Source organism: Natronosalvus rutilus, assembly GCF_024204665.1.
GTDB classification, from domain to species: domain Archaea; phylum Halobacteriota; class Halobacteria; order Halobacteriales; family Natrialbaceae; genus Natronosalvus; species Natronosalvus rutilus.
Window position 1 is genome coordinate 1 of sequence record NZ_CP100355.1, and the last position, 17639, is coordinate 17639.

Annotated in this window: 22 protein-coding genes, 1 tRNA gene and 1 pseudogene; 16 read left to right on the top strand and 8 right to left on the bottom strand. The window is 63.8% G+C overall.

The window, feature by feature from the left end:
- Positions 1-72 precede the first annotated feature (72 nt).
- The gene (pan1, locus tag NGM29_RS00005) at positions 73-1290 is read left to right on the top strand and encodes a proteasome-activating nucleotidase Pan1 (protein WP_254158236.1); all 1218 of its coding nucleotides are present in this window, start codon (positions 73-75) and stop codon (positions 1288-1290) included.
- Positions 1291-1371: 81 nt separating this feature from the next.
- Here pan1 and NGM29_RS00010 read toward each other — a convergent pair whose 3' ends face one another.
- On the bottom strand, positions 1372-1509 hold the full coding sequence (locus NGM29_RS00010; protein ID WP_253430069.1) for a hypothetical protein: 138 nt from the start codon (positions 1507-1509) through the stop codon (positions 1372-1374).
- Between the two features lie 92 nt (positions 1510-1601).
- Here NGM29_RS00010 and NGM29_RS00015 point away from each other — a divergent pair, with 92 nt between their 5' ends.
- A complete protein-coding gene (locus NGM29_RS00015) occupies positions 1602-2171 on the top strand; it encodes a GMP synthase subunit A (RefSeq protein WP_254158237.1) in 570 nt (189 codons plus the stop codon).
- A 115-nt stretch (positions 2172-2286) separates the two neighbouring features.
- On the opposite strand, the gene NGM29_RS00020 is transcribed toward NGM29_RS00015, so the two are convergent.
- Entirely contained in the window at positions 2287-3312 is a 1026-nt protein-coding gene (locus NGM29_RS00020) for a Cdc6/Cdc18 family protein (protein WP_254158238.1), read from the bottom strand.
- Positions 3313-3393: 81 nt separating this feature from the next.
- Here NGM29_RS00020 and NGM29_RS00025 point away from each other — a divergent pair, with 81 nt between their 5' ends.
- Entirely contained in the window at positions 3394-4143 is a 750-nt protein-coding gene (locus tag NGM29_RS00025; RefSeq protein ID WP_254158239.1) for a sugar phosphate isomerase/epimerase family protein, read from the top strand.
- A gap of 813 nt (positions 4144-4956) precedes the next feature.
- Here NGM29_RS00025 and NGM29_RS00030 read toward each other — a convergent pair.
- Both NGM29_RS00030 and NGM29_RS00035 read right to left on the bottom strand, forming a co-directional pair.
- The gene (locus NGM29_RS00030; protein WP_256548175.1) at positions 4957-5217 is read right to left on the bottom strand and encodes an alpha-amylase domain-containing protein; all 261 of its coding nucleotides are present in this window, start codon (positions 5215-5217) and stop codon (positions 4957-4959) included.
- Between the two features lie 42 nt (positions 5218-5259).
- Positions 5260-6036 carry an alpha-amylase family glycosyl hydrolase gene (locus tag NGM29_RS00035; protein WP_254158241.1) on the bottom strand — a complete coding sequence of 259 codons (777 nt, stop codon included), beginning with the start codon at positions 6034-6036 and terminating at the stop codon, positions 5260-5262.
- 207 nt (positions 6037-6243) lie between these two features.
- On the opposite strand from NGM29_RS00035, the gene NGM29_RS00040 reads away from it, so the two are divergent.
- The 6 genes from NGM29_RS00040 (at position 6244) to NGM29_RS00065 (ending at position 9643) form a co-directional block, all read left to right on the top strand.
- On the top strand, positions 6244-6630 hold the full coding sequence (locus tag NGM29_RS00040; RefSeq protein WP_254158242.1) for a DUF7971 family protein: 387 nt from the start codon (positions 6244-6246) through the stop codon (positions 6628-6630).
- Between the two features lie 92 nt (positions 6631-6722).
- Entirely contained in the window at positions 6723-7193 is a 471-nt protein-coding gene (locus NGM29_RS00045) for a hypothetical protein (protein ID WP_254158243.1), read from the top strand.
- A gap of 160 nt (positions 7194-7353) precedes the next feature.
- The gene (locus NGM29_RS00050) at positions 7354-8463 is read left to right on the top strand and encodes a glycosyltransferase (protein WP_254158244.1); all 1110 of its coding nucleotides are present in this window, start codon (positions 7354-7356) and stop codon (positions 8461-8463) included.
- A 155-nt stretch (positions 8464-8618) separates the two neighbouring features.
- On the top strand, positions 8619-8897 hold the full coding sequence (locus NGM29_RS00055) for a ubiquitin-like small modifier protein 1 (RefSeq protein WP_254158245.1): 279 nt from the start codon (positions 8619-8621) through the stop codon (positions 8895-8897).
- Between the two features lie 84 nt (positions 8898-8981).
- Positions 8982-9242 carry a MoaD-like domain-containing protein gene (locus NGM29_RS00060; RefSeq protein WP_254158246.1) on the top strand — a complete coding sequence of 87 codons (261 nt, stop codon included), beginning with the start codon at positions 8982-8984 and terminating at the stop codon, positions 9240-9242.
- An 8-nt stretch (positions 9243-9250) separates the two neighbouring features.
- Positions 9251-9643 (top strand): DUF8048 family protein, encoded by a 393-nt coding sequence (locus NGM29_RS00065; protein WP_254158247.1) that lies wholly within the window; start codon positions 9251-9253, stop codon positions 9641-9643.
- A gap of 96 nt (positions 9644-9739) precedes the next feature.
- On the opposite strand, the gene NGM29_RS00070 is transcribed toward NGM29_RS00065, so the two are convergent.
- Both NGM29_RS00070 and NGM29_RS00075 read right to left on the bottom strand, forming a co-directional pair.
- Positions 9740-10204 (bottom strand): NOB1 family endonuclease, encoded by a 465-nt coding sequence (locus NGM29_RS00070; RefSeq protein WP_254158248.1) that lies wholly within the window; start codon positions 10202-10204, stop codon positions 9740-9742.
- Positions 10205-10208: 4 nt separating this feature from the next.
- Positions 10209-10454, bottom strand: a complete 246-nt coding sequence (locus NGM29_RS00075; RefSeq protein WP_254158249.1) for a PRC-barrel domain-containing protein — start codon at positions 10452-10454, stop codon at positions 10209-10211.
- 325 nt (positions 10455-10779) lie between these two features.
- On the opposite strand from NGM29_RS00075, the gene infB reads away from it, so the two are divergent.
- Positions 10780-12585, top strand: a complete 1806-nt coding sequence (gene infB / locus NGM29_RS00080) for a translation initiation factor IF-2 (protein ID WP_254158250.1) — start codon at positions 10780-10782, stop codon at positions 12583-12585.
- Between the two features lie 117 nt (positions 12586-12702).
- Entirely contained in the window at positions 12703-13095 is a 393-nt protein-coding gene (locus NGM29_RS00085; RefSeq protein ID WP_254158251.1) for a DUF5811 family protein, read from the top strand.
- Positions 13096-13221: 126 nt separating this feature from the next.
- Here the strand turns inward: NGM29_RS00085 and NGM29_RS00090 are convergent, their stop codons facing one another.
- Entirely contained in the window at positions 13222-13866 is a 645-nt protein-coding gene (locus NGM29_RS00090; protein WP_254158252.1) for a 7TM-DISM domain-containing protein, read from the bottom strand.
- A gap of 128 nt (positions 13867-13994) precedes the next feature.
- Between NGM29_RS00090 and NGM29_RS00095 the strand changes: the two genes are divergently transcribed.
- The 5 genes and pseudogenes from NGM29_RS00095 (at position 13995) to NGM29_RS00115 (ending at position 16415) form a co-directional block, all read left to right on the top strand.
- Complete coding sequence (locus tag NGM29_RS00095) at positions 13995-14489, top strand: ferritin-like domain-containing protein (protein ID WP_254158253.1); 495 nt, start codon at positions 13995-13997, stop codon at positions 14487-14489.
- Between the two features lie 103 nt (positions 14490-14592).
- A complete protein-coding gene (locus tag NGM29_RS00100) occupies positions 14593-15021 on the top strand; it encodes a metal-dependent transcriptional regulator (protein WP_253430113.1) in 429 nt (142 codons plus the stop codon).
- 81 nt (positions 15022-15102) lie between these two features.
- Positions 15103-15839, top strand: a pseudogene (locus NGM29_RS21385) (HNH endonuclease).
- Positions 15840-15911: 72 nt separating this feature from the next.
- Positions 15912-16015, top strand: a tRNA-Gln gene (locus NGM29_RS00110).
- A 91-nt stretch (positions 16016-16106) separates the two neighbouring features.
- Positions 16107-16415, top strand: coding sequence for a helix-turn-helix transcriptional regulator (locus NGM29_RS00115; RefSeq protein ID WP_254158254.1), 309 nt, complete (start codon positions 16107-16109; stop codon positions 16413-16415).
- A 31-nt stretch (positions 16416-16446) separates the two neighbouring features.
- Here NGM29_RS00115 and NGM29_RS00120 read toward each other — a convergent pair whose 3' ends face one another.
- Complete coding sequence (locus NGM29_RS00120; RefSeq protein WP_254158255.1) at positions 16447-17589, bottom strand: acyl-CoA dehydrogenase; 1143 nt, start codon at positions 17587-17589, stop codon at positions 16447-16449.
- Positions 17590-17639 lie beyond the last annotated feature (50 nt).

Sequence of the window (17639 nt, forward strand, 5' to 3'; positions counted from 1 at the left end):
CCTCATGGTTATTTAACAGAGGGGGTGTATCTACCCGAAGTCTCTTATGATGGAATGCCCTACCAGTGCGTAATGACCGATACTGTGGACGACGTCGAAGTCCCGTACGACGAGGACGAGGCGTCTCAACAGGAGAAAATACGCGCCCTCGAGGAGCGCCTGGAACTCCTCGAGTCCCAGAACGAGGAGATGCGGGACAAGCTCCTCGACGCGAACGCCGAGAACAACAAGTACCAGCAGAAACTCGAGCGTCTGACCCACGAGAACAAGAAGCTCAAGCAGTCGCCGCTGTTCGTCGCCACCGTCCAGGAGATGACCGACGAGGGCGTCATCATCAAGCAACACGGCAACAACCAGGAGGCGCTGACCGAGGTCACCGAGGAGATGCGCGGCGACCTCGAACCCGACGCCCGCGTCGCCGTCAACAACTCGCTGTCGATCGTCAAGTCCCTCTCGAACGAGACCGACGTCCGGGCCCGCGTGATGGAAGTCACCGAGAGTCCCAACGTGAGCTACGAGGACATCGGCGGCCTCGACGAGCAGATGCAGGAGGTCCGCGAGACCGTCGAGATGCCCCTGAAGAGCCCCGAGATGTTCGACGAGGTCGGCATCGATCCGCCGAGCGGCGTCCTGCTCTACGGGCCGCCGGGTACAGGGAAGACGATGCTCGCCAAAGCGGTCGCCAACCAGACCGACGCGACCTTCATCAAGATGGCCGGCTCCGAACTTGTCCACAAGTTCATCGGCGAGGGCGCGAAGCTGGTCCGGGACCTCTTCGACGTCGCTCGCGAGCACGAGCCTGCGGTCATCTTCATCGACGAGATCGACGCCATCGCCGCCAAGCGTACCGAGTCGAAGACCTCCGGCGACGCCGAGGTCCAGCGGACGATGATGCAACTGCTGAGCGAGATGGACGGCTTCGAGGAGCGCGGTGACATTCGCATCATCGCGGCCACGAACCGCTTCGACATGCTCGACCGTGCGATCCTCCGCCCCGGTCGGTTCGACCGCCTCATCGAGGTCCCGAAGCCGACCGAGGAGGGACGGGAGCTGATCTTCCAGATCCACACTCGGAACATGAACGTCGCCGACGACGTCGACTTCGTCCAGCTGGCCGCCGAGACGCCCGAGGCCTCCGGGGCCGACGTCAAGGCCATCTGCACCGAGGCCGGGATGTTCGCCATCCGCGACGACCGCACGGAGATCCGGATGGAGGACTTCTACGCCGCCTGGGAGAAAGTCCAGGCAGAGTCCACCGAGGACCCCGAGGTCTCGAAGACGTTCGCCTGAGCCTCGAGCGAGACTCTTCTCGCGTTCGCGTTTAATCGATAGTTGAATCCGTGAGTACCCGCAGTGAAAGCGAACGGGAGCCTACAGCGTCGCGAAGAGGGCCCAGGGAACAAGGAACAGCGCGACGGTCATCAGCCCGAGTATCGCCAGATAGCCCGCGCCCGTCCCGAGGGCCGTGAGCCACGTCGGATGCTCGTACGCCGAGAGATCGAGTGCCATACCCGATTCTCCGCTGACACGGACATAAACGTACCGGGAACGCCAGCCATCGTTCGGACCGTTTTTATCACTCGAGTGGCTACCTCGCTCCAATGACGACAATCGCCGTGGTGGACAATCACGGACAGTTCACCCACCTGGAACAGCGTGCGCTGCGCGACCTCGGCGTCGACTGCACGCTGGTCGACAACGAGACGCCGCCCGAAGACGTCGAGGCCGACGGCATCGTGCTCTCGGGCGGCCCGGACATGGACCGCATCGGTCAAAGTCCGAAATACCTCGAGGACGGCCGCCCCGTCCTGGGCATCTGTCTCGGTATGCAACTCATGGCCGTCGAACTCGGCGGCGAGGTCGGGAGCGGCGACTACGGCGGCTACGCCGACGTCACCGTCGACGTACTCGAGGAGGATGACCCGCTCGTTGGCTCGCTGGCCCCCGAAACGCGCGTCTGGGCGAGTCACGCCGACGAGGTCAAAACGCTGCCCGAAGGATTTACCTGCACGGCCTCGAGCGACGTCTGCGGCGTCGAAGCCATGAGCGACACGGACCGGGACCTCTATGGCGTCCAGTGGCACCCGGAGGTGGCCCACACCGAAGAGGGCGAGGAAGTGTTCGGGAATTTCCTCGAGATCTGTCTGGCGTCGGCGGAGGCGACGCACTGACGGCCACCGCATCGTGTCTGCCGTTTCCTGCCGTCCCCTGACGGCTCGAGGCTACTCACGCTCCGGCTTATTCACTTCTCAGCCTATTTGATCCCCGATTCATTCACTCTCCGACCTATTCGCTCTCCAACTCGGATCGATCGCCGACCACCCGATACGTCCGCCCCCGCTTGCTGCCGACGGCCTCGATCAGGTCGTAGTGAACCATCTTCGTCAGATAGTTCCGGAGCGTCCGTGAGGTCTTGGGGTCGTCCACCCGTCGCTCGTACTCGGCGTAGAGCGCGCTCGGTTCGATCTCGCCCGCCTCGTCGACGACGTCGTAGAGCACCCGCTGGTGTTCGATCAGGCCGTCGATGGTCTCCCGACGAATCGCCTCCCTGGTGTCGGGAATCGCCTCCTCGAGCGCTTCATCGGAGAGCGTCCCACCGCCGCGGCGCGACTCGAGTCGAGCCGCCGAGCGCAGGATGCCGATGGCGACGCGAGCGTCACCGCCCGCCGCCTGCGCGATCCGATGAAGCTGGTCGTCCTCGACGGTACCCGGCTCGAGGCCCTGCTTCGCCCGTTCTCGAAGGATTGCGACCAGTTCCTCGGTCGAATAGCGATCGAACTGCACCCGCGTCCCGGCGCGCAGGCGAGAACGGACGCGGTCGTCGAACCCGGCAAAGAGTTCGGCCTCGCGGTTGGCGATCAACACCAGCGAGACGTGCCCGAGCCGGTGGAGGTCGTACAGGGCCGTCGTCTCCTCGAGCTGATCCACCTCGTCGAGGATGGCGACGACGGGCTGGTCGTTCGCCTCGGTGAGACGGTCGAACAGTTCGTCCTTCGGCGTCGAGCGGTGAACCTCGAGGGCGAGTCCGAGCGCGTCGAGGATCGCGTACAGCACGCGATATCGAGTGTGGTCCTGCCAACAGTTGACGTAGGCGACCTGCACGTCGGGTCGCTTTTCCTGCAACCGGTCGAGCGTGTACCGCGCGATGCAGGTCTTGCCGACGCCCGTCGGACCCAGTAGAAAGGTCGTCTCCGGGCGATCCCCGCGGAGAATCGGCTCGAGCGTCTCCGAGAGGTGGGAGACCTCGTCGTGGCGGTGGACCACCTCGCTCGGGACGAAGTCCTCCTGGAGGACGCGCGGATCGACGATCACGATACGACGAGTGTGCGCTCGAGGACTATAAACGGTCGTGGCTCCGCATGCACTCTTGACGCCGGCGTCCGTACGCGACGTATGCACACCGCCGTTCAGCTGTACTCCTTGCGAAGGCTCGATCGATCGCTTTCCGAGAAACTCGAACTCGTGGCGCGAACTGGGCTCGAGGGCGTCGAGCTGGCGGGACTCGGCGACGCTGATCCCACGGCCATCGGTGAAGTCCTCGAGCGGACAGCGCTCGAAGCGATGGCCGCCCACGTTTCAGTCGCGGATCTCGAGGCCGACCTCGAAGCCGCCGTCCGTCCCTCCGAAACGGTCGGTTGCGAGCGGATCGTCGTTCCGTGGCTCGATGCCGATTCGTTTCGGTCTCGCCGTGTGGTCGAGGAGACGGCCCAACGGCTCGCGACGCTGGGCGAACGACTCGCCGACGAGGGGTATTCGTGCTCCTATCACAATCATACGCAGGAGTTCTTCGCGATCGAATCAGACGTGGACGACCAGCGCGACGCCTTCGATGTTCTCGCCGATGCCCTCGCGAAGACTCCCGTAACGCTCGAGCTAGACGTGGGGTGGGCTCACGCCGCTGGCCGTGACCCCGTGTCCCTCCTCGAGCGCTACGGCGAGCAGATTCCGCTGGTTCACCTGAAAGACGTCGACGGCGACGAGCCGTGCGCCCTCGGGGCGGGCTCGGTCCCGCTCGAGGCCTGCGTCGACGCCGCCCGGGAAGTGGGCGTGGAGTGGCTCGTCTACGAACACGACGATCCGTCGGATCCGGAACGAGCCCTCGAGCGCGACGCCGAAACTATGGTGGACTTGCTCGGCCGATAGTACGGGACCCGTCCTCCCGGGCCAACCAGGACAAATTTATATACCGAAATACGATATATCGCGGCGGTGAATACCCGAGAAGCTGAGGAGAGGACAGGTAATCACCGTCGAGCGATAGTAGTGAAGAACGTTCGCGGACGGCGTCGATGGACCCCACAATTGCAGGCTGACGCGATACTGGCGAGTATGCGTGCCTCGATCGGCGTACACGAACGTGAGAATGTACAATCATATACTCATAGCTGCGAACGTCGAACCCGGTTTCGCGACCGCAACCCCCTGGGTCTCGAGGCAAACTCGCCCTTGCTCGAGGCCCTGTTTCGTCGCCGTGAGGGGGAGGGCAATAGCATCTCCGAATCCGAGATACGGAGAATCGACAGACAGCCATCATATATCGCTCGAGAGACACCGTCGTCCGGGGTGTGCGAATATGACATCACTGGCCGACGACGGGACACCCTCTCCCGGAGACGGTTCCGGCCTTCGGTCGCCGTTCGCGCCGTCGGGCCGCTACCGACACCGATTCGGCGTCACGGTCTCGAGAAGTTCTCGGTCCGGATCCCCTCTCGAGCCCGCTAATCAACTGGAACGCAACCAGCCAAAGGCACATTTTCGACCCCAGGTGGGGAGTCAACGAATCGATCCAGGGTCGGGAGCCGGCGCCGAAACGGGGCATCGACTCGACGAACCGTAGATGCACACTCGAGATCTAGTGGAGGAAGATCGCCGAACTGCAGGTGCCGCTACCGATCGTAGGCGTGTCTGAGTGGATTTCGCGTTCGATTTCGACGAATCGGGCAGGCCGGTGAGCGCCTAATAAACCTCATCGTGGTATATCAAATTGGAGGCCGTGGACACAGCTCGGGACTCGAGCGCGACCGAAAAAATAGCCGACTGCGGAGGGAAGTCAGTACGCGCGTAGAACACCCATCCCTCCGGAGGGACCCAGACTTCGACCCAGCCGTCGCCGTTGACCTCGACGTCACCGGCGTTCCCGCTGTAGTCGTTGAGCGTCTCGTTGCGCCAGGTCGTGTACACCCACTGGCCCTTCCAGTCGTTCGTGTTGTTGTTCAACCCGACGAGCAGGTTGTTGTTCCGCTCGTGAACTACCCCACCCTACTCGCTCGCCACGACCGCCGTGGCTCGCTCCTTGAGGGAGGGGCTTCCCGTCTCTCGACTGGGACTTCCTGACTCGACGACACGACTTGCACTTACTACAAGCGGTTCAAAGGAACCACCGTTCGCAAGCGCAGCGGTCGCAGTCTCCGCAGGCGTTACTTCGGCCAGTCCATTGCCTAGATTCTCCGCTTCGAAACACCCAAACGACTCCGTATCCGCCTCGGCCTCATCCGAGTTCACCAATTCAACGCCATCCTGTAGGATATTCCAACTGGCGTTCTGGTCGCGGTCGACCTCCAACCCACACGTTGGGCAGGAGTGTTCGCGAACGGCCATGTGGTTCATCACGCAGTCGACGTACACCTCGAGACCGTTGTCGTGGGCGGTGTCGATGAGCCGTTGCAAGTCGGCTTCGGTACCGAACTCGCTATCGAAGGAACGGAAGTCGACGGGTTGGTAGCCGAGCGGTGGGTCGTTGCGTCCATCCTGGTCCGCCCAGGTCAGTTCGCTCTCCTGGGGCGCCTGGATCCAGATACCGTCGTACCCCCGGTCGGCGACCTTCCAAAGGTTGTCGGTGATGGTCGGCCACGTTTCGTGGAAGTACTGAAAGCACGCTCGTTCCCCGGCAGCCGACACCGTCGAGGCCGACCCGAGACCGGCGAGCGCTAACCCGGTCGTCGCTGCTCCACGAACGACGTTCCGCCTGCTGATCGTCAGTGATTCCTGTTCACGTTCGCCGTGAGTGTCTTTCTTAGATATACAAGTACGAGGCACTATTACACCCAACACATATATTTTGTAATTTTAGATTGCAATTAACGGCTACTTGGGAAGGAGTATCGGCGACTTCACCATGTAGATTCGAGGAGAGCGTGTAAGCCGTGGGCGAACAGGATAGAAACCGGAACCTGTCGTCCAATCGCTGATTAAATTGGAACGTATCCACCGTGGTTTCTTTACCACCGGCCGACACTCTCCGGTATGGACGAGATCTCACTCGGCGTCCCGGAACCGGTGCTCGAGCGACTGCCCGACGAGAGCGGCGATGCGGCGATGGACATGCAACAGGCGGTCGCCGGTTGGGAGAGTCGATTGAATCGCATCATCGAAGACGCTGACGACGACGCGGAAGCTGCCGGCCACGTCCTCGACGCGATCGAACACTTCGAGGACCGCCTCGAGACCTACGACGCGTTCGTCCCCGAACTGCGGGCATGGGGGCAGTCACCGATTTACGCCATCGCGTGGCGAACGCTCTACGCGGACGTCATCGCGCAACTGTACGAACACGACGACCTGGCAACGTACCTCGACCGTGAGCGAAACTCCCGGCTGGTCCAGGACGGGATTCGCCTCCGAGATCTGTAGTTCTGACAGCCGATCGTACTCTCTTCCGTTCGAAACGGTCGGTTGCGAATGCAGACGCAACGATTTTCTTCGCATCTACGGTAGAGAGGGGCGTGAACGTGAGGGACGAGGACGGCGCGGACCTGGACGCAACGACGCGGCTTCGCCGGCGCGTGCTCCCGACACTGCACCGAATCAAAGAGCCGCTGGGCGGGTTCGCCACGTGCACCCAGCACCCGACGGAGTACGTCGGGACGATCGAACGCGACCTGCGAGCGTTTCGCCCGGACCTCGAGGCGATGGCGTTTTCACCCGAACCGATCGCCTCGCTGAAGGTCCACGAGGACGGCCGCTTTTCGGCTGGAAGCTGGGTGCGACGACGATCGCCGCTGGCCGACTGGCAGCTACACGTGACGCTGTTCCAGGACGGACGAGACGCCATCGAGGTCTTCGCCCACCGGGAATACTCCTGGCTTCGCCACCCGTACAAGCACTACGTCGGTGACGGCTGGGATACGACGAGCGGCGTCAAGCGAATGCGGTCGCTGTTGCGAGGTCACGGGATCGAGTTCGTCGTGGACTAGATCAGGCCAGCGGGGCGGTCCGCGCCTCGAGAGGTCTCGATATGCGTCTCGAGACCTTTCGTCCGTACCGTGCCTCGAGGCGTCCGTTGTGGGTCTCGAGACGAACCGAGAACGTATCGACAACGCAACCTATTCGACCCCGGCGTTCGAACCACGACCTATGACCCGGACGGAGACGGTCGCCGCCTTCACGGATCTCTACCTCCCCACGGTCAACGGCGTCACCTACACGATCCAGCTCTGGCGCGAGCGCTGGCGCCAGCAACGGACGGCGATGCCCATCGTCTACCCGGAGATGGACGGCTACGAGGCTGGCCCCAGCGAGTACCCGATTCGAAGCGTTCGCGCGCCGCTGTACCCGCAGTACCGCCTCGGGCTCCCCTCGATTCCGGACGGCCTCGAGACGCCGGAGGTCGTCCACGTCCACACACCGTTTACCATCGGCTTCGCCGGAATTCGCTTCGCCCGCAAGCGCGACGTGCCCGTCGTCGCCTCCTACCACACCCTCCTGGACGACCGGGCCAGCCAGCACGTCTCCGGCAACGTCCTCGACGGCGTCAAGCGGACCTGCCGGCTCTACGAACGCACGTTCTTCGAGCGCGTCGACCACGTCACCGCGCCGACCTCCTTCGCCCGCGATCACCTGCTCGAGACCGTCGAGGCCGACGTCGACGTGACGGTGGTCTCGAACGGCATCGACACCGACTTCTTCCGACCGGTCGATCCGACTTCGTTTCGCAATCGATACGACCTCCCCGACGACCGGCCACTGCTCGGCTACACCGGGCGCCACGGCGAGGAGAAGAACCTCGAGGAGGCGATCGACGCCGTGGACGGAACGCGGATGACGCTCGTCCTCGGCGGCGACGGACCCGCTCGCGAAGCCCTCGAGGAGCGTGCGGCCGAGATGGATGCCGACGTCAGGTTCCTCGGCTTCCTCGAGCGCGAGGAGTTACCGGCGTTTTACGCCGCCCTCGACGTGTTCATCTTCCCGAGCCCGGTCGAAACGCAGGGGCTCGTGGCCCTCGAGGCGACCGCCTGCGGGACGCCCGTCGTCGCCGTCGACGAGGGGGCCCTGACCGATTCGGTGATCCAGGGCGAAACCGGCTACCGCTACCGACGCGGGTCGATCGGGGACCTCCAGTGGGCGATTACGCGCTGTCTCGACGAACACGATCGCCTGGCCGACCTCTGTCGCAGACGACGGGCGATGCTCTCTGTCGACCACTCCATCGAGCAGCTGTCGGAGATATACGATGGGCTCGTCTGAGTGGTCTCGAGAAGTGGCCTCAGGGACGGCCTTCAGGAACGATCCCAAAAACGGTCTCAGCGGCAGTCACGGAAAGCGGCGAGCGTTCTGCTCGAGTCCGGTTATCAACAGACCCGACTGCGGGCACTTAAGTCTCGTCGCGTCAATTCGAGCGCATGGAACTCGATCTTCGATTTTTCGCCACGTTTCGCGAAGCCGTCGGCCAGAAGGATCTCTCGAGGACGGTCGAGGACGGCGCGACCGTCGGCGACGTACTCGCGGGACTCGAGAAAGAGTACGCGGGCCTCGAGGGAGAACTGCTCCAGGACGGCGCGATTCGGCCGCAACTGAGCGTGTTGAAAAACGGCCGGGACGTCGTCCACATGGCGGGCGTCGACACCGACCTCGAGGAGGGCGACCGGGTCTCGGTGTTTCCACCCGTCGCGGGCGGCTGATTCGCTCGAAAGGGTAAGTCGAGATCGGGCGAACACCCTGCCGCCGAACGCACGTTTATGGGCACTCTCCACGAAACTGATCCAATGACCGCGCGCGTCGAACGCTCCTTCCGGGGGATCTCCGAGCGACTCGCCGTCCGCTACCTCGAGAACCTGGGCGGCGAGCGAGTGGCAGACGACGTCGTCGAGGGAGACGGCTGGCGAGCCCAGTTCGACGCCGAGACGGTCGGCGTCGGACCGACGTTGACGCTGACCGAGGTGACCGTCGTCTTCGACGGCGAGGAGGAGACGCTCGAGGAACTCGTCCGGGCGTTCGCCCAGAAGGCGATGCGGGCCGGGGGGTGAGATCAACGATGACGGACGCCGGCGAGCCGATCGAAGGCCAGATTCTGTTGCTCGCGGCGGCGAAGGCGAGCGTGGCGCCGTCACAGCTTCCGGACCTCGTGGATCGGGTTCAGCACTACCTCGTGGCCGACATCGAACGACATCGTCGATCGGCAGAGTGTCCCTACGAGGACGACGACCGGATCGTGTTGCTGTTCGAAACCGGGTTCTGGGAGCGAATCGGGTCGACGCTCGCACTCGAGGAGCGCGAGTGGGACGCCGTCTCGCGCGCACACGCCGAACAGTTTCGACGAATCGGGCGCCGCCGCGACCGTGAGGCCGAGTTCGAGACGGCGCTGGAGATTCGTGAACCGGTCTGTATCGGCCGTCCCACCGCTGACGAGCGAGACAAGACTGGCTGACGACGCGTCGAACGACCACCGAAGAGTACCGATAGTGCACCGTACGCGCTCGGATGCGCTCGAATGCACGCGAGAAAGACCAGCTCGAACCGGACGTTACCTCGAGCCCGGATTCTTTCGGGCGAGTTCGGCGCCACAGATCGGGCAGCGGTCCTTCTGTTCGTCGTACTCCCGTCCACAGCCCTGGCACTGGAAGGTCCACTCGCGCTCCTCCTCGATGCCCTCGCGCGCGATGGGTTCGACGGTGACGGTCAGGCGCTCGGCGACGTTTTGCATCGCGTAGTCGTCGGTCACGAGCACGGCGTCGAGTTCGAACGCGGCGGCGACCAGGCGAACGTCGGTGTCGGAGAGGACCTCGAGGTCGCCCGACTCCTTCGCGGCCCGGCGAACCTTCTCGGTGGTGTCGCCGTTGGGAATGTGAACGTGCATGCCCGACCCCTCCATGGCGTCGTAGCGGTAGACGCTCTCGCCCTCGAGTTCTTCGCGGACGAGCGGAATCGTGGCTGTCTGTTCGGTGGTGTGAAAGTCGTGAATAAAGGCCGACGAGTCGAGAATGTACATACCGTTAGCGTTGGACGACGATGTAGTCTTTAACCGCCTTCACGCGGCTGACGGGGATGAGAAAGCGGCCGGCGTCGTTTCGGTCGAAGTCGACCGAGCGGGAGGGTAGTTGCTCGTCAGGGTCGACCACAAGGTCGTGGAGTTTGCCCGAGTTGATGTCCATCGTGATGTTGTAGAGCAGTCCAAGTTCAGTCCCGTCAGAGCCCATGACGGACTTCCCCGAGAGATTCTCGGCGAGTATCTCGCTCATACCCCCTCGTACTGACTAGTGACTATTAAAGACATGGGAGCCGTCAGACGGACGTCGCCCCTCGAGCAGACGGGGCTCGTGGCCGAGGAACGGCGGCTCGTAGCCAGGAGACGAAGGATTGCGGCCGAGGCTGTGCAGGTTACGTACGCGTGCCCTCGAGGGCTCAGTCGTGGAGGGGTCGAGAACCCGAGAACTCGAGAGCTACTACGGTTCGAAGACGGCCATCTCGTCCTCCTGAGCAACTGACGTACGGAGAAGCCGGTGACGATGGGTTTAACTACCGGGCAACGGACGATACGGATAAGACCTTCTCGGGTGGTTCACTATGTCGGACACTGACTCGGATACACACGATCCAGCGGCCCTCAGGACCCCGATCGTCGCGGTCCTAGGACACGTCGACCACGGCAAGACCAGTCTCCTCGACAAGATCCGCGGCTCCGCGGTCATCGAGGGCGAAGCAGGGGCGATTACCCAGCACATCGGCGCGACCGCCGTCCCGCTCGAGGTCGTCTCCTCGATCGCCGGCGAACTCGTCGATCCGGACGACTTCGACCTCCCTGGCCTCCTCTTCATCGACACGCCCGGCCACCACTCGTTCACGACGCTTCGATCCCGCGGGGGCGCGCTCGCGGACATCGCCATCCTGGTCGTCGACGTCAACGACGGCTTCCAGCCCCAGACGCTCGAGGCGCTGGACATCCTCAAGCGCTCCCAGACGCCGTTCATCGTCGCCGCGAACAAGATCGACACCGTCCCCGGCTGGAACGTCCACGAGGACGCCCCGATCACCCAGACCTACGAGTCTCAGTCCGATCGGACCCGCCAGCGCTTAGACGAGAGTCTCTATACGATCATCGGGAACCTCTCCGACCAGGACTTCTCGGCGGATCTGTACTGGCGCGTCCAGAACTTCCAGCGTAACGTCGGCGTCGTCCCCGTCTCCGCGCTCACCGGCGAGGGCGTCCCCGACTTACTCGCCGTCATGATGGGGCTCTCCCAGCGCTACATGAAAGAGGAGATGGAGATCGACGTCGCCGGCCCCGGCGTCGGCACGGTGCTGGAAGTCAAAGAAGAGAAAGGGTTCGGCACGACGATCGACACCGTCCTCTACGACGGGACCATTCGGAGCGACGACACCATCGTCGTCGGCGGCCTGAACGATCCCATCGTCACCGAGGTCCGCGCCCTGCTCCAGCCCCGGCCGCTCGCCGAGATTCGGACCGAGAGCCGCTTCGACAACGTCGAAGAGGTCGGCGCAGCCGCCGGGATCAAAGTCGCCGCCCCCGACCTCGAGGACGCGATGGCCGGCGCTCCCGTTCGAGTCGTCCGGGACCGCCCCCTCGAGGACGTCATCGCCGAAGTCGAGTCCGAGCTCGCGGACATCGCCGTCGACACCGAGGAGGAGGGCGTCGTCGTCAAAGCCGACACCCTGGGGAGCCTCGAGGCGATGGCCGACGCTCTCGGTGAGGCCGAGATTCCGATCGTCCGGGCCGAAGTCGGCGACGTCGCGCCGCGGGACATCTCGGTCGCCTCGACCGCGGACGACGCGAAACAGCGCGCCGTCCTCGGTTTCAGCGTCGACGTCCTCGCCGACGCCAAGCGCCGGGCTGAAATCGACGACGTCAAACTGTTCACCGACGACGTGATCTACCAGCTCGTCGAGGGCTACACCGAACACGTCGAGGAGATCGAGCGCGCCCAGCAGGACACTATCCTCGACAACATCACCCGCCCATCCCGGTTCCGCGTGCTCGAGGACCACGTCTTCCGCCAGAACGACCCCGCCGTCGTCGGCGTCGAGATTTACTCGGGGACGCTCCAGAACAACTCCTTCGTCGCGAAGTGGGAGGACAACGAGCCGACGCGCGTTGGACAGGTCAAGGGCATTCAAGAGCAGGGCGAGGACGTCGACGAGGCCCGCGCGGGCGAGCGCGTCTCGGTGGCCATCGACGGACCGACCATCGGTCGGCAAGTCAAGGAAGGCGACCTCCTGTGGACGGAAGTCCCCGAGAAACACGCCAAGATCCTCGAGCAAGAACTCGCCAGCGAGATTCCCGCCGACGAACTCGAGGCGCTAAACATGTACCTCGAGAAACACCGCAAGCGAGATCCGTTCTGGGGCAAGTAGCAACCCCGCTCGACGGCTCGAGACGGCCCTGATCCTCCCCGTAACCGGTCGTGATACCAGTTGTCACGAAGGGAACGTTTTTTAGGCGCCATCCCCAATCGGAAGTAGCGAGTTCTCATGAACGGAAATACGCCGTACGGTGGGTTGCCGGGAGTTACACAGGCCGGACAGCGGGCCGCGGCGGACGTTCCCGAACTGTCACTCGAGCAAAAGCGAACGCTCCAGCGGACGGTCAGTCAGATCGCCGCCAGGACGCGGGATTTCCTCCCCGACGAGTACGTCGTCGACGCGGACGTCGCCGACGGTGTCTCCGGCCCACAGGCGCTCGTGGCCGTCCAGCCACCCATCGGTCACCCGGTCAGCGCCGGATTCACGCCCGACCTGGAGAACACGCCCGAGGACCTCATCAGTGCCGACGACCGCGACGAGGTCGCCCGAGGGCTGGCTGCGAGCGCCGCCTTACAGGTGAAACAGGCCGTGAGCGACGACGTGACGCCGACGGCACGCTAGCCGTCGAACCTGGTTTCTGCCGTCTTCGGCCCGTCAGTCCTCTCGAGACCAGCGAGTTGATCCTTCCGAGTGCAGCGAATCGAACACCTCGAGCGCAGCGTCACTCCTCTCGATCTAGCGATCCGATCACTCAATGTCGCGAGCCAGTCCCGCCCGAAGATCGCGACCGAAGTAGTAGCCGATCACGCTCGCGAGGAGGCCAGCGCCCGCACCGATGGCGAGCAAGTACCGACCCGAATCCGTCGGCAGAAAGAGGGCGAAATCGAGGAGGACAGCAAGCGCGCCGATGCCGGCACCGCTGAACCCGACCTCGAGGTAGCGACGCCTCGATGCCGCGACGCCGATCACGAACGCCATCGCGAACAGGCCGAGCAGGCGGCCGATGCCGGAAAACGGCAAGACGATCCCCCCAGCCACCATGCCGAATCCGAGTGTGAGGACGGTGGCGAGGAGACTTCTCGGGGAGAGGTACCGCGACGGCGAGAGACGGTCGCGGATCGAGCCGCCGAACCGTGGGCGCGAGAGCGGGTTCCACTTTCGCTTCCAACTCGAGTCCGTCGTCGATTCGCTCGGTGGCGTCGACCGCGTTTCGGCGTCGGCGCTCACGCCGGCGTCGGTGCTCGCGCCGGAGCCGCCTTCCAGGAGCCGTTCAGTTTCGGCCAGCAGGTCGTCGGTGTCGGCGCCGGACCCGCCCCTTTCGGTCGGCTCTCGCTGGCCGGACGACTGCGCCTCGTCGTCGTCTACCGATACCTCGTCGGAACGCTCGCTCATACCGTCCTCGAGGGGCGACGACGGGATAGTTCCTTCGCTGACACGAGACCGAGGGGCGAGTGGCACATGTGGAACGCGGAAAAACGAAAAAGCGGGAGACTAAGTATGATCCGCCCCGAATCGGGGATATGAGCCTGGGACAGCGGGTCTCGAGCGACCACCAGCTCACCCGACTGCTACAGATCGGGATCGTCCTGGAAGAGGTCGTCGAGTCGCGTGCCGCCCACCACCTCGAGTCGTTGCCCGAGGCCGAACGCGAGGCAATCGACGAGGAGGTACGGGAATTACTCGCCGAGGCGGCCGAAGAGTCAGCCGAGCACCGCCAGCGCCTCGAGGCGCTCGTCGACGAACTCGAGGCCGAGACGGTCTCCTACGAGGAGATCAACACGCTGGTCGACGCCCGATACGGGCCACCCGAGGACACCGACGGCGTCCTCTACGACCAGCTGTGTAACGAGGAAACGGCCTACAAGTTCTACGACGACCTCATCGCGGCGATCGAGGCCTCCGAGACGGACTTCAGCGTCGACCGCGAGCGCGTCCTCGACACCCTCGAGGCGATCCGCGCGGAGGAAACCGAGGGCGTCGAAGCGGTAACGGATATTATGGAGCGACGAGCATGAGCGGAGAGCCGAACGGGACGCGCACATTTCACACATCGCGCGGATCGCGCACATCGCAGACGTCGCGTACGTCGCACACGATGCGGACGCGAGGTGGCAATCGATGAATACGGCAGATCAATACCTGAAGGCGGTCTACCTGGCACAGCGTCTCGAAGACGGCCCGGCCTCCACCGGCACCCTCGCGGAGTTACTCGAGGTCAGCCCGGCGAGCGTCAACGAGATGATTGGGAAACTCGAGGAGCGAGAACTCGTCGAACACGAGAAGTACAAGGGAGCGACGCTCACCGACGAAGGACTCGAGCGCGCACACAACGCCCTCCAGACGTACTGTATCATCGAGCGATTTCTCACGAACGTCCTGGAGGTCGAGGAGTTCCGCGAGGAGGCCCGCGCCCTCGAGAGCGTCATCGACGAGACCGTCGCGGACCGATTGGACACGATTATCGACCGCCGGGAGGAGTGCCCGGACTGTTTCGACGCCGAGGAGGACTGCTGTGCCTACCTCGAGGCGGGGTCGCTCGCGGAGTGACGGCGTGTCGGTGTGACGGCGCGTCGACATCGGTCGCGGACGGCACGGGAGTTTATATAGAATCGGGCGGCCACACCCGGCGTGCATTGTCCCACCTGCGGAAAATCCCTCCGGACCGAGAAGGGAACCCGTCAACACCACACGAAAGTCCACGGAGAACCACTGCCGAACCGGATATGTAAGGAGTGTGGGCTCGAGTTCTATGATCCAAAGTCGAGACGTGCGTACTGTGACGACTGCAATCCGAACGGCGGTTCGAACAACGGCAACTGGAAGGACGCCATGGAGGAGGCCTCGTGCGCGCGTTGTGACTTCGAGTACTATCCTTCGAAAAAGGAGGGCGTGTACTGTCCGTCGTGCGTCGCCGACGGCCTGTTCCCAGACAATCCGTCGATGCCCGGTGAACGGGTGTCGACCACGTGTGCGTACTGCGAGAGCGGTCTCGAGGTCTATCCGTCTCGAGCCGAAGCGAACGAGCGTGGCGTGTTCTGTAATCGGACGTGTTACGGAGACTGGCTCTCGGAGACGGTCGTCGGCGAGAACCACCACCAGTGGGCCGGTGGCCCGATATCGTACGGGCGAGCGTGGTGGAAATACGCCGACGGGTGCTCGAGCGGGACGAGTATCGGTGTCAGTCGTGTGGCCGTGGACGTCAGGAAATCGGACGAAATCCCGACGTCCATCACGTCATACCCGTCCGAACGTTCGACGACCCCGAAGACGCCCACACGCTGGACAACGTCGTTTCGCTCTTTCGTCGCTGTCATCGACTGGCAGAGGAGGGGTCGATTGCCATTTCACCTGACGGAAAAAGGTAACACTATTACTTTTCGACCGACTACGACTGGATACCCACTGTCAAGCTAACGGCTGGCCGTGGAGACGCGTACAGTCCCGTGGTGTAGTGGCCAATCATAATGGCCTTTGGACGCAATCGGAACCCACCTATTGCGGGAGACAGCCATTGACGGCGGTTCGAATCCGCCCGGGACTATGACAGATATTTTACATCAACTCATCAAGCCAGGTCACCACGCTCGAGCACGAACCGTAACGACTGTAGCCTCGTCCACACCACGTCCGGTATGGCGAGATGGCTTCAGAGCGGGCGGCGACGCGACATCTGTTTTCTCCTCGCAGCGATGGAGGCGGCACGCGGCCAGGAACTCAAGTCGGCTCTCGAGTCCCACTACGACGAGCGCCTCGAGCCGAAGGCGTTCTACGGCTCCCTGTCGGCGCTCGTCGACGCGGGATTCGTCGAGAAGGACGTCGAGGGGCTCCACGACGTCTATCGCCTGACCGGCGCCGGCGAGGCTCGCGTTCGCGAACACGGGTCCTGGGTGTGTGAGTGTCTCGAGGCCGAGGGCGAGAGCGAGAGTAAGTCGTCGGAGTGACGGCGCCACTCGCGGCCTCGAGCGCGATGGCCTACTCGAGCAGCCGATCCCCGATCGTATTTCGCAGAATCTCGCTCGTGCCCTCGTAAATCTCGTTGAGTTTGGCGTCGCGGTAGAAGCGCTCGGCGGGGAAGTCTTTGGTGTAGCCGTAGCCGCCGTGAATCTGGATGCCTTCGTTGGCGACCTCGCGGGAGACCTCGCTGGCGTAGAGCTTCGCCTGGGCGGCCTCGGTGATGTAGTCCTCGCCACGGATCTTGTTGTCGGCGGCCTTGTGCATCAGCAGTTTCGCGGCCTGTATCTTCGTGTCCATGTCCGCAAGTTTGTGCTTGATCGCCTGGAACTCGCCGATGGGCTGGCCGAACTGCTCGCGCTCGCCGGCGTACGACCGGGCCTCCTCGAAGGCGGCACGGGCGATGCCGACGCCGCGGGCCGCGATGGTGATGCGGCCGCCGTTGAGCGTCTTGAGCGCCTGGACGAAGCCGTCGCCCTCCTCGCCGAGTCGGCGGTCGGCGGGGATCCGGAGGTCGTCGAACCGGAGTTCGGCGGTGGGACAGCCCTTGTCACCGAGTTTCTCCTCCGTACCCTCGACGTAGAAGCCGTCGTCCTCCTCGGGGCGAACGACGAATGAGGAGATGCCGCGGTTGCCGGCGTCGGGATCGGTCTTCGCGAAGAGGGTGACGGTATCGGCGACCGAGCCGTTCGAGATCCAGAGCTTGCCGCCGTTGACGACGTACTCGTCTCCGTCGCGTTCGGCCGTCGTCGTCATCGAGGGGACGTCGCTGCCGGCTCCGGCCTCCGAAAGGGCGAACGCGCCGACATCTTTCCCCTCGGCGAGCGGCGTCAGGTACGTCTCCTTCTGGGACTCGTCGCCGAACTCGTAGAGCATGTTCCCCGCCAGCGAGATGTGTGCGGCGACGACGGTCCCCAGTCCGCCCGAGCCTCGGGAAATCTCCTCGATCCCGATCGCGTAGGAGTGGTAGTCGAGGCCGGCACCGCCGTATTCCTCGGGGAACGGCATCCCCATCAGGCCCAGGTCGGCCATCTGGTCGACGAGATCCTGTGGGAACTCGTCCTCGTGGTCGATCTCGCTCGCGACGGGAACGATCTCCTCGTCGACGAACTCCGCGACCATGTCCCGAATCTGTGCCTGCTCCGGCGAGAGGCTGAAGTCCATGATCGATCCATCGAGAGGCCCCCGCTTTATTGTTGTTGTACGCTCGTCCC

What these genes read in the sequence shown, in the direction of transcription:
- NGM29_RS00010 (WP_253430069.1), bottom strand. Translation starts at nt 1,509, where the DNA reads ATGGCACTCGATCTCTCGGCGTACGAGCATCCGACGTGGCTCACGGCC.
- NGM29_RS00095 (WP_254158253.1), top strand. Translation starts at nt 13,995, where the DNA reads ATGAGCCTGGGACAGCGGGTCTCGAGCGACCACCAGCTCACCCGACTG.
- NGM29_RS00050 (WP_254158244.1), top strand. Translation starts at nt 7,354, where the DNA reads ATGACCCGGACGGAGACGGTCGCCGCCTTCACGGATCTCTACCTCCCC.
- NGM29_RS00100 (WP_253430113.1), top strand. Translation starts at nt 14,593, where the DNA reads ATGAATACGGCAGATCAATACCTGAAGGCGGTCTACCTGGCACAGCGT.
- pan1 (WP_254158236.1), top strand. Translation starts at nt 73, where the DNA reads ATGACCGATACTGTGGACGACGTCGAAGTCCCGTACGACGAGGACGAG.
- NGM29_RS00040 (WP_254158242.1), top strand. Translation starts at nt 6,244, where the DNA reads ATGGACGAGATCTCACTCGGCGTCCCGGAACCGGTGCTCGAGCGACTG.
- NGM29_RS00060 (WP_254158246.1), top strand. Translation starts at nt 8,982, where the DNA reads ATGACCGCGCGCGTCGAACGCTCCTTCCGGGGGATCTCCGAGCGACTC.
- NGM29_RS00085 (WP_254158251.1), top strand. Translation starts at nt 12,703, where the DNA reads ATGAACGGAAATACGCCGTACGGTGGGTTGCCGGGAGTTACACAGGCC.
- NGM29_RS00115 (WP_254158254.1), top strand. Translation starts at nt 16,107, where the DNA reads ATGGCGAGATGGCTTCAGAGCGGGCGGCGACGCGACATCTGTTTTCTC.
- NGM29_RS00120 (WP_254158255.1), bottom strand. Translation starts at nt 17,589, where the DNA reads ATGGACTTCAGCCTCTCGCCGGAGCAGGCACAGATTCGGGACATGGTC.
- NGM29_RS00065 (WP_254158247.1), top strand. Translation starts at nt 9,251, where the DNA reads ATGACGGACGCCGGCGAGCCGATCGAAGGCCAGATTCTGTTGCTCGCG.
- infB (WP_254158250.1), top strand. Translation starts at nt 10,780, where the DNA reads ATGTCGGACACTGACTCGGATACACACGATCCAGCGGCCCTCAGGACC.
- NGM29_RS00090 (WP_254158252.1), bottom strand. Translation starts at nt 13,866, where the DNA reads ATGAGCGAGCGTTCCGACGAGGTATCGGTAGACGACGACGAGGCGCAG.
- NGM29_RS00025 (WP_254158239.1), top strand. Translation starts at nt 3,394, where the DNA reads ATGCACACCGCCGTTCAGCTGTACTCCTTGCGAAGGCTCGATCGATCG.
- NGM29_RS00070 (WP_254158248.1), bottom strand. Translation starts at nt 10,204, where the DNA reads ATGTACATTCTCGACTCGTCGGCCTTTATTCACGACTTTCACACCACC.
- NGM29_RS00075 (WP_254158249.1), bottom strand. Translation starts at nt 10,454, where the DNA reads ATGAGCGAGATACTCGCCGAGAATCTCTCGGGGAAGTCCGTCATGGGC.
- NGM29_RS00015 (WP_254158237.1), top strand. Translation starts at nt 1,602, where the DNA reads ATGACGACAATCGCCGTGGTGGACAATCACGGACAGTTCACCCACCTG.
- NGM29_RS00055 (WP_254158245.1), top strand. Translation starts at nt 8,619, where the DNA reads ATGGAACTCGATCTTCGATTTTTCGCCACGTTTCGCGAAGCCGTCGGC.